Source organism: Ochrobactrum vermis (assembly GCF_002975205.1).
GTDB classification, from domain to species: domain Bacteria; phylum Pseudomonadota; class Alphaproteobacteria; order Rhizobiales; family Rhizobiaceae; genus Brucella; species Brucella vermis.
Genome location: NZ_PCOC01000003.1, coordinates 150,953 through 164,650 on the forward strand (window position 1 = coordinate 150,953; position 13,698 = coordinate 164,650).

Here is a 13,698-nt window from a genome sequence, read left to right on the forward strand (position 1 = left end):
ATCAGTTGCGATGAACCGATCTAGAGCACGTCCGGGCATGGATGAATCGATTGAGATGTGACGCGACTTCTTTCCAGATATTGCCGCAGGAATCCGAAGTCTTCGCCGAGGCATTGTGGACCTCAGTTTCGCAATCGCACTCCGCCGCAACGACGGTCACTGCGCTGAAGATGAGCAAGGCTACTGCCGACCATGCACGGATGAACATTCTAGCACTCCTAACAACTGAGTATGATACTATTCCACGTCGATGCGATCTTTGCCACGTTGCTTTCACCATACGTGCGAGACAGTTGCGCCGAAAAGGCTTCGTATTTTCACAATGCCGACCCGGAAATCTAACTAGCCAGCCGCACTTTTAATGAATCGGCAACGGCTGGAATGGACGCAAATCGCTCGTGATCTTATCGAACTGCGCCGGTATTCCTCTGCGCGCTGCCGTAATCTCTGAACTCCCTAAGCGGGAATTTTGGGCCTCGGGGGTTGACCATTCCGATCACTACTGAAAATGACAGCCTAGGCCGGTCATTTGGGAAAAGCTCTGACGAGGTCACCGGCCAGGCGATCGATGATCTTGGTGCCTCCGCGCTCCTGGCGGAAGGAGCGCGATGCCGCGCTTCGGCAATCTTTCTCTTGAGGTCGCTGACAAACGCCGAATAGCCTTGCGCGTCAATTTCCGTCGCCGGGGTGGCGCTCCTTCCGCCAGAACTGGAGGTGGAAGGCCGCTTGCTCATGCGGCTGCCTTGCTTGGAACGGAGGCTGCTTCTTCCGTTAACTGGCCAACGAGGGCGCTGATCTGCGTCGCGCTGACACCCTGCTGGGAGAGCCGTTCCACCAGAGAGCGCACGAGAGCCTCAATCTCCACTGAGGCTTGTTGCGTACCCTTTGCGCCCTCCGACTTCCCTGCCAGAGCGGCCGCGATATGGGCGCTTACGCGCTCGGCGGCCTGCCGTGATGGATCGATTTGTACATGGGCATAAATCGCGGTGGAACGTGGGTTCGCGTGCCCCAGAATCGCTCCGGTCAAAGCCAACGCTTCGCCAGTCGAGGTCGCGGTCGATCCGATGGTATGACGAAGCGTGTGGGGCGTCACTCCCGGGAGCTTTGCCTTCTTGATTGCCTTGGTCCAGATGCCCTTCGTGCCCTGGTAATGGCCGTCGCCCCGCTCGGCGGGGAATACGAAATCCGAACCTTCGGTTTTCTCGATGCCCTTGAGCAGCGCAATCGCGGCAGCCCCTACCGGCCGGAGTGACTTTCCGGTCTTGCTGTCATCAAGGAGGAGCAGCCCCTGATCGAGCTCCATCTCCGACCAGCGAAAGCCAGCGATCTCATCGCGCCGACAGCCAGTCAGCGCCCAAAGACGAGCAACGTTGACGGCTTTGGCGTTGACGCCTTCGTATTCCAGCTCGTCAAGAGCTGCCCCGAGGCGGGTAACTTCCTCAAGTGTCAGGAAGCGTTCTCTTCGATTGTCGGTCTTCCGAACCGCTGCTGTTTCGCAGGGGTTCCGCTTCACAATCTCGCTGCGAAGAGCAAAGCTAAAGACCGCCGATAGATCACGCACGACCTTTCGCGCTGCACCCGCTCCGCCGCGGACAATGATCCGCTTGCGCGGACCGATCTTCTCGTCCTTCGCGGTCTTGCCGGCGCTGACATCAGCGACGAAGCGCTCGATGTCGCCTGGCGTGATGTCAGGCGCGCGGAGCGTTCCAAGTAGCGGGACGACATGGTGGCGAAGGCGTGCGAGGGTGTAAGCCTTGGTTTTGGCCTTCATGGGTTCACCCTGACGTTTGCCTCGCTGAATGACGCAGCCCTCCTTCTCGTACAGATCTATAAGCGCGGCCATGGTCAACTCGCGCCGTTTTGCCTGAAGCTCGCTTGCAGGATCAGCACCGGCAGCAACGCTGCCGAGCTTGGCCTTTGCAATCTTGCGGGCCTGGTCAGGGGTAAGAGGACCATATCGCCCGATAGTGAGCCAATGCTGCTTGGCGGAACGGCCGCCGCCATTTGCCCGGTACTTGATCACGAATGTCTTCACGCCCGAGGGCTCGACGCGAAGGGCGAAGCCCGACAGCTCATCGTCCCAGATGTGAAAGCGCTTATCTTGCTTTTGGGCAGCGTCGACGACTCTCTTGGTCAGCGTCACCCCACTTCGCTTTGCCATTTCACCCACCTTACACACGCTGCCGAGATACCACAAGGATACCACGGAGAAGGGAAATTGCTGGATTAGCCTAGCGTTGACACGGCGGAAATGTCAAGATAACATATTGAAGTAGCGGATGTTTTCGCATTTCTGGATACTGTAGCGTAGGTGGTATGCAACCTTGCCAAGGTTGGGGTCGAGGGTTCGAATCCCTTCGCCCGCTCCAGTTTCTCAAATCAGGTTTTACGAAGGCTGCCGACAGGCGGCCTTTCGTGTTTCAGGACATCTCGTCATTTGATTTCAGCTAGAGCATTTCCAGCAAAAGTGCGAAGTGTCTACGCGGGGAAATTCAGTTCACTGGACTGATTTCTTATCCCGCTTCGATGCATTGGATAATGCGATAAAACAAATAGTTAGGGCGGTTCCGGCGATTCGGTCAGAACAGGGAACCACTCTAGATCAGCTTGAACGGCAGCCCCGTAAGAAGCGCCTTGATATAGCGCTTCTTCTGAAAATATCCGTTGAGGGAAATACGCGGTATGGCCGCGACCGGCATCACGCCGGGCCGCTGCAGCACGCCGGGCTGCGTGGTTACGCCCACATCGAAGCCTGCTTTTGAAACGGCTTCGATTTCACGCTCACCGACCGCCGCCTTCCAGCCATAAGGATAGGCAAAGGATCGCGGCCTGTAGCCGGTATAGTGTTCAACCGAGGAGGTCGAATCGGCAACCTCCCTTGCCAGCCTCTCGTCATCGACGCGCCGCAGGTTGACGTGAGTGACTGTGTGCGCCCCAAGATGCACAAGCGGATCGCGGGCCAGGTCATGCAGTTCGGATGCGCTCATCACCGATTCGTCGACGAGAGAAATCGGATCGATCCCGGCCATCCTCGCTGCTGCATCGATGCGGGCTACCGCCTCGTCTTCGTCGAAATGTTGGATGAACTGGACGAGCCTTGCGAAGGCAGCTGATTTCTGGCCTTGGTTTTGCACGCGGACATCAATGGTACCGCCGCCGAAGTCGAACCGGAAACCGTCGGCTTCCGTTACCAGAGCCGCACTGGTTCTCCACCACATGGATCGAGTACGTTCCACAAAGCCGGTCGTGATGAAGATCGTGTAAGGAACATTGTGCCGTCCAAACACGGGAGCTGCGAATTCCGCATTGTTGCGATAGCCGTCATCCAGAGTGAAGGCGACATACTTCTGTCTATTATCGGGCTCGGAAAGCAGCTTCGGCAAATCATGCAGGTGGACGGGCACAAGGCCCGCTTCCAACGATGCTTCTATGGCCATTTCGAGCGTCTGCGGCGTAATCGAGAGAATAGCGTTCGGGTCTAGCCGATCTGTCGCCTCTTCCGGTTTGACGGGATGCATCGTGAAGACGACTCCACGTCCACCGGCAGAAGGGAAGAGCGCCTCAGCACCAGAAAAGGCGATAGCCTCCAGCCCGGCCCGGATCAGCGGATATTTCAACTGCCCTTTATCGACCGCAGCGACATGGCCTGATTCTTTTCCCCCAAAGGCTCCTACGGGAACTGCCTTGCCCCGTTGGCCTATAGCAATTACGTCGCCCCGCGTGAATTGCATTCATCCATTCACGCGAAAGGCCGCACGCTGAGCGTACGGCCTTACCATGCTCTTCGTTAACACATCAAAGCGAAGTCGAACTCTTCCACCAGTCGGTTCCACCGTCATGCGCATACTGGTCAATCTCTGCCAGCTCTTCGCCGCTGAATTCCAACCCCTTCAGGGCTCCCAGTGAATTTTCAAGCTGTGCTACCGAACTTGCCCCGATCAGCGAAGAGGTGACACGCGGGTCGCGCAGTGTCCAGGCGATAGCCATTTGAGCCAATGTCTGACCGCGACGTTCCGCAATGGCGTTCAGCGCCCGGATACGGGCCAGCAGCTCTTCGTTCTGTGCACTGGCCTTCAGGGAGCCGCCCTGATTCGCCCGCGCGCCTTCGGGGATTCCGTTCAAATAGCGGGAGGTCAGCAATCCCTGAGCCAACGGCGAAAAGACAATGCAGCCGGTTCCGATCTCGCCAAGCGTATCGAGCAGGCCATTTTCGATCCAGCGATTGAACATGTTGTAATTGGGCTGATGAATGAAAAGCGGAACCCGCTCTTCCTGAAGGATCGCGGCAGCCTTCTGCGTCAGTTCCGGTGAATAGCTGGAAATCCCCACATAAAGCGCCTTGCCCTGACGGTGCAGATGCGCGAGTGCCCCCATCGTCTCTTCCAGCGGCGTCGTGGCGTCCACACGGTGCGAATAGAAGATGTCGACATAGTCGAGCCCCATCCGCTTCAGCGACTGGTCGAGGCTGGCGATCAGGTATTTGCGACTGCCGCCGATGCCTCCGTACGGCCCCGGCCACATGTCCCAACCGGCTTTTGAAGAGATGATCATTTCATCACGATAGGGCCGAAAATCACTGGCCATCATTCGGCCGAAGTTTTCTTCAGCTGAGCCGGGAGGCGGTCCATAATTGTTTGCGAGGTCGAAGTGGGTCACGCCGAGATCGAACGCCCGGCGCAGGATCGCGCGGCCGTTTTCATAGACATCCCGACCGCCGAAATTGTGCCAGAGACCAAGCGAAATAGCTGGCAGATCGATACCGCTTCGACCAGTGCGGCGATAGATCATATCCGACTGATAACGGTCGGCAGCTGCAGAATAATGCATCACGCATCTCCATCAATGAAATGATCGATCATGCGGGGGAAGCCGATACCCGTTCCACGCATGACAGACGTGGCGCCTATTTGAACCTGAAAGGCACGCGAGGCAACGGCTATCTGTTTATATCGCTCCGACGAACACCATGCGACAGCTGTCCGGACCTGCGCGCAATCTACCGCAAGCAGGTCGCCTGATCGGAAGGCTCAATGCCGCCCAGATGACGCATCACCAAACAGCCGTCCCGTTCGCCGTCGGTTCGACGAGACCCGGCTCACGCAGTAATGCCTGCCGGTGATCGTGCTTCTCAAGGATATTGGTCGGGCGGGATTTGGATCAGTGGAACAATTCCGTCCCCTCACCCCTTCAGTTTTGCGGATGCAGTGAAGTGAAGCGTCAGTTGCAAGCGCATGTCTGCCCCTTCAAACGGCAAAACCCGCCGCTTGTGCGACGGGTTTTTATTTTTGGTTGCGGGGGCACGCAACTACCGATACCGACATTCACTAGAGGTAGCTATCTAGCAACGTTTCAGGGCGAAAATTCATCACGTTTTCTGACTTACCCTTGGCGTTGTTGCATGAAACGAATTGGTGGCGGATTCCGATCTTTGATGCTGGCTTATGTGGTTTCAACTTTGACGCGGACGGATTTCGGGCGTGGTGTCTGCAGCATGCGGTTACGGACGCCGCATCCAAGTTTAACTTCAGTCTTCTGGTTGGTGAATTTGCGTGATCTTAGCTTTGGCCCGTTTGTTGATTTATAATTGCCTATGGCGTTTTCTACTCTCGCTCGCTTCCCATACTCGGTAAGATTTTGCCACTCCATCCGACCGCGTTGAGCATTTGTGCGGCTATGCCAGTCACGCTGATCAGGTGGGCCATATGACGCTTCTTGTAAGTCTCGTATTCGTGGCGGAATGATAATGCTCACACCGGGACTATGACTGCGTAAAGCTTGATAGGTTTGATCACTGTCATAAGCACCATCTGCCATGAAACAAGCGATGGGGCGATCAATCATATCAAGCAAATCAGGAACCTGGCTGAGGTCACTTGTATTTTGATCAGTCAGTGTTTCTGCAATGACCTGATTGCTATCTGCATCAATAGCAAGATGCAGCTTGAGCCATTTTCGTGCAGATTTAGCGCCATGCTTTTCTTCAAGCCATTGGCCAGCTTCATATATCTTCATACCAGTGCTATCGACGATCACATGAAGAGGTTCATCTGTTCCATCCCTCCTGGTGCACCGGGTTAAGCTGGAAACAACAAGATTGGCGCAGCGTCTGCTTAATGTTGTGTGATCTGGCACCGGCAGTTCAACATTGAGTAGCCGCTACAACGAGGCCATTAAGCCTTCTGTCTGACGCAGAGGCTGGTTAAACACTTTGCCACATATCAGCGTCGTCTCAATAGCCAGGTCAGAATAGCGACATTGACCACCGCGCGTCTTGCGCAGTGGTGCAATCCATCCGGCTATAGCTGCTTCACTGATCCAGAAAGTAACACTCCCGCGCTGACGCAAGCCTGCTTCGTACTCCGCCCAGTTCGTGACCTTGAACTTCTGCTTGGGTATCCGGTGACGACGGGCGGAATTGTGCTTGAAAGGCATTGGCTTGATCCAAATTCTCAACGAACCAAAACATTAAAAGCCAATGCTATAAAAACTCTGAAACTCACCGGCGATTGATGCACCAACGCCGGTCCGTTGTACGGGATCATCATGACCGATTACTATCTGATCAAGCGGGAACGCATCAACACTGACGCTCTGTTTGATGATCGTTCGACCGGCGAATACTATTACAGCGGCGGTTATAACTCGAAGGCGATCATGTCGTTGGTCGTATCAGGGTTCATCACGATCTGCGTCTCAGTGGTTCCCGCGTTCAGCGCTTGGGCCGCATTCTCATGGCCAATCGGTGTCGTCGCCAGCATGGCGATCTACTACGCTGTGTCAGGCTCAACCCGTCGACTGAACGCTCAGGCGCGCGGCGACTAGGTCGACGAAACAAAACATTTCATACTGAGGGAGGCGGGTCAGAGACCCGCCTCTTCCTTTTAGTCCCCTAGCAATCAAGCCGGCAAGTTTTCAGCGATGTTCGAAGTGACGATTTCCGCTGTCGCGCAGGATAGAGTCCATCCCAAGTGACCGTGACCAGTATTGTAAAACACATTGCCACGACGCCCGCGACCCACGCGCGGCAACATATTCGGCATCATTGGACGAAGTCCGCTCCATGGCACTGAGCGGCTGGTACCCATTTTGGGAAAATGCTGACGCGTCCAGCGAACCAGCGGCGCAATTCGATCTGCGCGGATGTCGAAGTTATGCCCATTAATCTCAGCCGTTCCTGCCACCCTAAAGCGATCAGTTCCCAGCCGGCTCGTAACGATTTTTGCCGCGTCGTCTAGGAGGCTGACCCATGGCGCAGCCGCCTGACTTTCTTCGTCGTCCAGATGAACGGTGATCGAGTAGCCTTTGACCGGGTAGACGTTTACCCGATCGCCAAGCATCTTTGCGAAGCGGCGACTGGCGCTTCCCGCACAGACCACGACAGCATCGAAGCACTGTTCTTGCATTAATCCGACACCAGGGCCTTCGAACGAGTTCCAGCTCACCATCCACTGATTACCGATCGGTTGAAATCCCTCGACTTCCGATGCGAGTTGAAAGACCGCGCCATGTTTTATGCAAGCGTCGGCCAGCCCTCTCGTGAACTTGTGTATATCGCCGGACGCGTCCGATGGGGTGAAGAAGCCGCCGAAGAAATTGCCCTTCAGCGAAGGTTCGATCGCCTTGATTTCTTCAGGCGTTACGGCCTTTCGCTCAAGTCCCGCGGAGTTGAGAAGCTTATTGACCTCGCTTGCATGGTTGAAGCTTGCACGATCGTTGTAAAAGTGCAGGATTCCGCGCTTCTCAAGGTCGAAAGCTATACCCTCTTCCTCGGCTATTCGATACATGTGTTCGCGAGCAAGTATCGCGAGTTTCGCCGTCTCGATCGTGTTCTCGCGATATTTGGGTATCGCGGCCACGAACTCAGCGAGCCATGAGTATTTCGCCCATGTTGGTTTGGGGTTTAGGAGGAGCGGCGCGTCGCTGGAAAGCATCCACTTGATGCCCTTCAGAAGTGTGGAAGGATGGTTCCAGACCTCGGCATTGCTGGCGGAAAGCTGACCGCCATTCGCATATGAAGTTTCCATTGCCGGATACGACTGCCGGTCGAAAACCGTAACGCGGAAACCGCGACGGATTAGAGCATACGCGGTTGTGATGCCAGTGATACCGGCTCCAATTACAGCTACATGTGACATAGTTTCTCCGTGGACAAACGATTAAGATCTTGCGATCCGTTCTCCCCATCTGTCCTCGGTACCTGAGAGCTTCCCGCGTTGCGGTATCCCCTTCGGTGGGCAAACTGCCACTCTCCAGATTTTCCAGCTACCCGGTCCTTTTGCCTGAGAGTTTCTTGGGGAATTGCTCCGTCGGCGTCCGTATGGGATCTCTCCCGAATAGCTTGTTGGAACTGTTGTTCGATCTCCTCAGCCGCAGGCGTGATCACGCCTCCTTCTTGTACATTTTCGCTAGCATACTTTTTGCAACGCAGCAAACATTTCGCTATGTATTTGCGCCCAATTGACAAGATATTTTCGAAGCGGTTTGCAACACGAGCTCTCCGAAATTTCTAATCGTTTTACCCTGCAGCCTGTGGCTCGGCCCAGACACCGAGACCCCCGGCGATCGCTTCGCCATAAGCATTCAAGATAGGCGCTGCGACACAGCGCATTCCAACAGTCCGCTCTTCGTCGTCGAACGAAAAACCCTGGTCCCGAATACGCTTCAATTCATCGAGAAGTGCGTGTTTTGTCGTGATGGTGTTTTTCGTGAACCTTTGCAGTGGCTTTTTCTGCAACATTGCTTCGACGCCGTTGGAGTCTTGGCAGCTCAATAGGGCCTTTCCTATACCCGAGGCATGCAACGGCGACAGCGTTCCGGGCGGAAAAAACGCGCGGATCGACTCGTGCGTTTCCACTTGGCTTAGGAAAAGCACTTGCCCGGTGCTGAGAACTCCGAGATTCGAAGTCTCACCAGTCGCCTGCATCAAGTCTCGCATCAACGGCCTGCTTCGTTCCACCACGTTGGTGCGCCGAAGAAAAGCTGCCCCCAGCCGAAACGCCTCTGCTCCGATTGACCAGGTTTGTTGCGCCGGCTCGATTTCCACGAAACTTCTGTCTTCGAGCGTCGCAAGTAAGCGATGAACCGTTGCTATCGATGCGCCAAGGCCCTCGGATATTTCAGTCAAGGTCAGACCCGGTCGCTCGGAAATAAAAGCCAGGAGGTCGAGCGCCTTTGTCAGGGCTTGGCTCGTGACGGGTGATTGAGGTGCAGCGAAGCCTTTCGGCCGCCCTCTTCGTCGTATGTGTTCTGCCATTGCCAAGTCTTCCTTTGCCTATTTGAAGTCACCGTTTTTTTTGAAAAAAAAACAAGCGCATGTTTCTGCTGAACAATATCTATTTTATTGTCTTTTTAAAAAACTTTTTCAGAAAAATATCAACGATAGCACGCCTGTGTTAGTCCTTCATCAGCACGGAGGACTTTCCATGAAAGCTCAGAACCCGACCTTCATTCCTGGACCAACGAACCTTCCGGAGACGCTTCGGAAGGCGGTGGACATAGCGACTGTGGACCATAGGTCCCCGGCGTTCGGGGAGATATTGCGGCCGGCTTTGAAAGGCGTCAAAGCTGTTCTCGCCACGATTACCGCAGAGGTAATACTCTTTCCCTCCACCGCGACCGGTGCATGGGAATCATCCATCACCAACCTCCTCTCTCCGGGCGACCGCGTCCTAGCAGGGCGGTATGGTGTGTTCAGCCAACGATGGATCGATATGTGTCGTCGCCACGGTCTGACCGTCGACGCAGTAGAAACGCAATGGGGTGAAGGCGCTCCTGCAGATCGCTTCCGTGATATTCTCGAAAAAGACACCGCATTCGAGATCAAGGCTGTCCTCGTCACGCATAACGAGACTGCGACAGGAGTTGCATCAGATGTCGCCGCAGTCCGCTCGGTGCTCAACGATCTAAATCATCCAGCACTCCTTCTGGTGGATGGGGTCAGCTCAATCGCATCCATGGATTTTCGAATGGACGAGTGGGGTGTCGACGTCGCTATAGTCGGATCGCAGAAGGGCTTCATGTTAGCCGCCGGGTTGGCGATTGCCGCCTTTTCGCCAAAGGCGATGGCATGTGTATCCAGCGCAAAACTTCCGCGTTGTTACTTCGATATTCGCGACATGCTCGGCAGCTACAACGCCGACACATATCCCTACACTCCTCCCGTGAGTCTGATTAACGGTCTCAAGGTTGCGACCGAGATCCTTTTGGACGAGGGCATGCCGCAGGTATACGAGCGTCACAACCGACTGGCTGGCCTCTGGGGTCAGGGCGGCCGTCCAGGCTTGGGGTCTTAAAATATGCGCCCGCAGGCCCGAACTTTATTCGGACACAGTAACAGTCATCCAAACGCCGACCGGATTTGATGCTGGACGGATCGTCTCCCACGCTGCCAGCAAATACGGTGTGGCTTTTGGTGTAGGCATCGGGGATCTCACCGGCCAAGTCTTCCGAATTGGCCATCTTGGCTGCCTCTCCGACGTCGTGATGCTCTCCGGTATCGCCACGGCTGAGATGTGCATGGTTGATCTCGGACTACCAATCAAGCTGGGATCGGGTGTTGCCGCGGCCCAGGACTTATACCGAAACGACGGCCCTGCGGCTAGCAAGATCGCGGCATGATGGAGACCGTATCGATGGACATTCCCACCTATGCCGACGTGCTTGCGGCACACGAGCGCATCGAGCCCTATATCCACAAGACACCGGTATTGACGTCGCGGATTATCGACGAGATTACCGGTGCAAACCTGTTCTTCAAATGCGAGAACCTCCAGAAAGCCGGCGCTTTCAAGGCTCGCGGAGCAACCAACGCCGTGTTCGGGCTAGACGAGCAACCGGCACGCAAGGGTGTAGCGACACACTCCTCCGGCAACCATGGAATCTGCCTCGCCTACGCTGCATCGCGCCGCGGCATTCCGTGCACTGTAGTGATGCCGCGCACGGCACCGCAGGCGAAAAAGGATGCCGTGCGGGGATATGGAGCAACAGTGGTTGAGTGCGAACCGTCGACGTCATCGCGCGAAGCGGTTTTCGCCGAGGTCGTGGCCAAATCGGGTGCTGAGTTCGTTCACCCCTACAACGACCCACGCGTGATCGCGGGACAGGCCAACTGCTCGAAGGAGCTGTTGGACCAAATTCCCGAGCTCGACGCAGTCGTCGCCCCGATCGGTGGAGGCGGCATGGTGTCGGGGACCTGCCTGACACTGTCCCACCTGCAGCCTACCACCAGAATTTTTGCTGCCGAGCCCGAGGGTTCTGTCGCGATTTTTTTACTTCTTCTGCGTTATTGTCACTTCAGTGTGCATAATTGGGTGAGGTAACTGAGTATGGCGATCGATTTCAAAGGAGCCCACTTTCCCAACAGTGTCATCCTTTATGCTGTTTTCTTCTATGTGCGCTATCCAGTTTCCTATCGTGACCTTCAAGAAATAATGGCTGAACGTGGTGTTGATGTTGACCATGCCACACTGAACCGCTGGATCGTTCGATACTCACCGCAAATTGCTGATCAGGCACAGAAACGTAAACGCCCGACACGTGGCTCCTGGCGAGTGGATGAAACCTATGTGAAGGTCAAAGGGAAATGGACCTATCTGTATCGAGCTGTTGACCGCGACGGACAAACCCTTGACTTCATGCTTTCGGAGCGGCGAAATCTCGGTGCAGCAAGGCGTTTCTTTAAGAAAGCAATTGCAAGCAATGGCACTCCGGACAAGGTCGTCATTGACAAAAGTGGAGCCAATCTGGCTGGTGCACAGGCCATGAACACAATCCTGAAGATCACTGGCACAGGTAAGCTGATTGAAATCCTGCAGATTAAATATCTCAACAATATCCTTGAACAGGATCATCGCTTCATCAAGCGGATCACTAAAGAAATGCTAGGTTTCAAGGCATTTCATTCAGCTTCAGCGACCATTGCAGGCATTGAAGTGGCTCACATGATCCGCAAGAAGCAATTTACAAATGACAACCGTTCGCCATTCAGGGTCTTTGCCGACCTCGCAGCATAATTGCGCCCAGACATAAGCACGCTTATACCCAGCTGAAAAATTTGCGACAGAACCATTGGAGACGTTGACCTTACAACCAACGAATCAAGTGCCTTTCGCGACGTAAAGTCCTATCAGGTCCACCGTGTCAGCGACGAACCGATCAATGTGCCGAGAGGCTTGATCGATATGAAAGAAAGCGACTTCGAGAGTTGATTGCGTCCGGTGCGGCTCGCACAGAAGTCAGTTTTTACGTCTGTCGCCCTTCGTGTAACTGTTGCGAATGCTCTTGTTCAATGCGCTCCAGGATCGCAAGAGCCTCTTTAGCCACATCTTCTGTAAGCGAAACTTGAAGCCGACCTTTAAATGTTAAGGGCTGTCTCGTTGCCTTGTCTACGATAGACCAGGTGCCGTCGCCTTTGTGTAGCATCTCATAAGTGGTCACTATTTCTGTCTCCCCAAAAGATCAATGCAATGTCCTGATTTCAATTTTCACTGCCTCACCGATCCGAATACGAAATATCCAACAACAATTAGTGCTAGGATAAACTAGCAGAACAAAAAGGCTGGGCGTTTTCGCATGCTTCCGGTTCGCTCGGAGGAATGAGTAGATTCATCGGAATCCCATCCCCGGAGGCCGGACGCGTGACTGGAGGCGTTACTTTCAGTGGTCTTTGTTGGATCTCCGCCTGATCGCGGTATTGCATCGTTATCAGGAAATGAGGATCCTCCAGCTTCTGCGTCGGTTTCCATCGGTGCCGCTGCCGGATCAAAGCCAGGAACTTTATCCCCGGTCTCGCCTTTTGGGATAGATCCCCCTTATACGAGCGCCAGCGCTTTTCTTTGGTGAATTAGTTTTCATCACTAAGATCCTCCGTGGTCCAACTTCTCGCCGGATCAAATGTTCCCCCGAAAAGCAAAAAGTATTAGCATACGGAATTGGTTACGTGCTGGTCAGGGAACAAATGCCCATTCGCAAATGTTTCGCTTTCCTAACAAGGAGGAAAGAAGATGGATCACACCAATCATATCCGCTTGGCGAATGAAGAACTCGTTGCTGAAAATATTGAAGGGGCGACGGTGTACGGTATTGACGATGAGAAAGTTGGCACAGTCGATCACGTTCATGGTGCGGGGCTTGGAAGCACTGTCATTGTTGATGTTGGCGGATTTCTTGGAATAGGAGCGAAACCTGTTGCCGTTCCTATCAGCGAACTCGAATTTATGCGAGATGAAAATGGCGACGTGCATGCGGTAACAAGCTGGAATAAAGCCCAGCTTGAAGAAATGCCGGAACATCAAGACTAATCAACCACATTTGTAGGCTCCGGGCGAACTGTCTGCCCGGGGCGTGCAAGACACCTTAAGGGGACATGCGTTAAAAAAGTCGACGAAGTTTTCTCTGGGAGGGGAGCATGCATTGGAACAAAAGAGGGGAAGTGCCGCAGAAGCTGCGCAAAGATAATGCGCTAACGGTGATTACGCGAATTCGTTACGTCGTATTAATTGAAAAAAGCTTGAACGAACCGTTCGGTGCGAGGGACATTCGACTTTACGCGCACGGCTGGCGTTATGGCCAATATAATTCATTCCTTTCAGACCACACCGTAGGCAAATCAGCAGAAGCCTTTTTTGTTAAGGTGGCTAGGGGAAAATATCGACTTTTGAACGACGATGAGTTGTATACTTTAAATAAGAACTGACCCAT

10 protein-coding genes, 2 pseudogenes and 1 riboswitch are annotated in these 13,698 nt (G+C 54.3%); of the genes and pseudogenes, 6 read left to right on the top strand and 6 right to left on the bottom strand.

What is annotated here, in order from left to right; translation table 11 throughout:
• Positions 1 to 730: 730 nt before the first annotated feature.
• The 4 genes and pseudogenes from CQZ93_RS25635 to CQZ93_RS25655 form a co-directional block, all read right to left on the bottom strand.
• Positions 731 to 2,161, bottom strand: coding sequence for a tyrosine-type recombinase/integrase (locus CQZ93_RS25635; RefSeq protein ID WP_105545415.1), 1,431 nt, complete (start codon positions 2,159 to 2,161; stop codon positions 731 to 733).
• Between the two features lie 436 nt (positions 2,162 to 2,597).
• Positions 2,598 to 3,731 (bottom strand): polysaccharide deacetylase family protein, encoded by a 1,134-nt coding sequence (locus tag CQZ93_RS25645; RefSeq protein WP_105545416.1) that lies wholly within the window; start codon positions 3,729 to 3,731, stop codon positions 2,598 to 2,600.
• A 64-nt stretch (positions 3,732 to 3,795) separates the two neighbouring features.
• Positions 3,796 to 4,827 carry an L-glyceraldehyde 3-phosphate reductase gene (mgrA, locus tag CQZ93_RS25650; RefSeq protein WP_105545417.1) on the bottom strand — a complete coding sequence of 344 codons (1,032 nt, stop codon included), beginning with the start codon at positions 4,825 to 4,827 and terminating at the stop codon, positions 3,796 to 3,798.
• Positions 4,828 to 5,439: 612 nt separating this feature from the next.
• Positions 5,440 to 6,432: pseudogene (locus CQZ93_RS25655) on the bottom strand (IS5-like element ISOcan1 family transposase).
• Positions 6,433 to 6,528: 96 nt separating this feature from the next.
• On the opposite strand from CQZ93_RS25655, the gene CQZ93_RS25660 reads away from it, so the two are divergent.
• A complete protein-coding gene (locus tag CQZ93_RS25660) occupies positions 6,529 to 6,822 on the top strand; it encodes a cytosine permease (RefSeq protein ID WP_105545418.1) in 294 nt (97 codons plus the stop codon).
• Positions 6,823 to 6,896: 74 nt separating this feature from the next.
• On the opposite strand, the gene CQZ93_RS25665 is transcribed toward CQZ93_RS25660, so the two are convergent.
• Together CQZ93_RS25665 and CQZ93_RS25670 are read right to left on the bottom strand one after the other, a co-directional pair.
• Positions 6,897 to 8,135, bottom strand: coding sequence for a D-amino acid dehydrogenase (locus CQZ93_RS25665; protein ID WP_105545419.1), 1,239 nt, complete (start codon positions 8,133 to 8,135; stop codon positions 6,897 to 6,899).
• Between the two features lie 122 nt (positions 8,136 to 8,257).
• Positions 8,258 to 8,342: riboswitch (glycine riboswitch) on the bottom strand.
• 173 nt (positions 8,343 to 8,515) lie between these two features.
• Positions 8,516 to 9,253 carry an IclR family transcriptional regulator gene (locus tag CQZ93_RS25670; protein ID WP_339561777.1) on the bottom strand — a complete coding sequence of 246 codons (738 nt, stop codon included), beginning with the start codon at positions 9,251 to 9,253 and terminating at the stop codon, positions 8,516 to 8,518.
• Positions 9,254 to 9,422: 169 nt separating this feature from the next.
• On the opposite strand from CQZ93_RS25670, the pseudogene bhcA reads away from it, so the two are divergent.
• From bhcA to CQZ93_RS25705, 5 genes and pseudogenes are all read left to right on the top strand, one after another.
• Positions 9,423 to 10,617: pseudogene (bhcA, locus tag CQZ93_RS25675) on the top strand (L-aspartate--glyoxylate aminotransferase BhcA).
• Between the two features lie 14 nt (positions 10,618 to 10,631).
• Positions 10,632 to 11,318 carry a pyridoxal-phosphate dependent enzyme gene (locus tag CQZ93_RS25680; RefSeq protein ID WP_210201144.1) on the top strand — a complete coding sequence of 229 codons (687 nt, stop codon included), beginning with the start codon at positions 10,632 to 10,634 and terminating at the stop codon, positions 11,316 to 11,318.
• 6 nt (positions 11,319 to 11,324) lie between these two features.
• Positions 11,325 to 12,011 carry an IS6 family transposase gene (locus CQZ93_RS25685; RefSeq protein ID WP_105545420.1) on the top strand — a complete coding sequence of 229 codons (687 nt, stop codon included), beginning with the start codon at positions 11,325 to 11,327 and terminating at the stop codon, positions 12,009 to 12,011.
• Positions 12,012 to 13,001: 990 nt separating this feature from the next.
• A complete protein-coding gene (locus CQZ93_RS25700) occupies positions 13,002 to 13,298 on the top strand; it encodes a PRC-barrel domain-containing protein (RefSeq protein ID WP_105545422.1) in 297 nt (98 codons plus the stop codon).
• A gap of 107 nt (positions 13,299 to 13,405) precedes the next feature.
• Positions 13,406 to 13,693: a hypothetical protein gene (locus CQZ93_RS25705; protein WP_105545423.1), complete on the top strand. Its 288-nt coding sequence runs from the start codon at positions 13,406 to 13,408 to the stop codon at positions 13,691 to 13,693.
• The last annotated feature ends 5 nt before the right edge of the window (positions 13,694 to 13,698 follow it).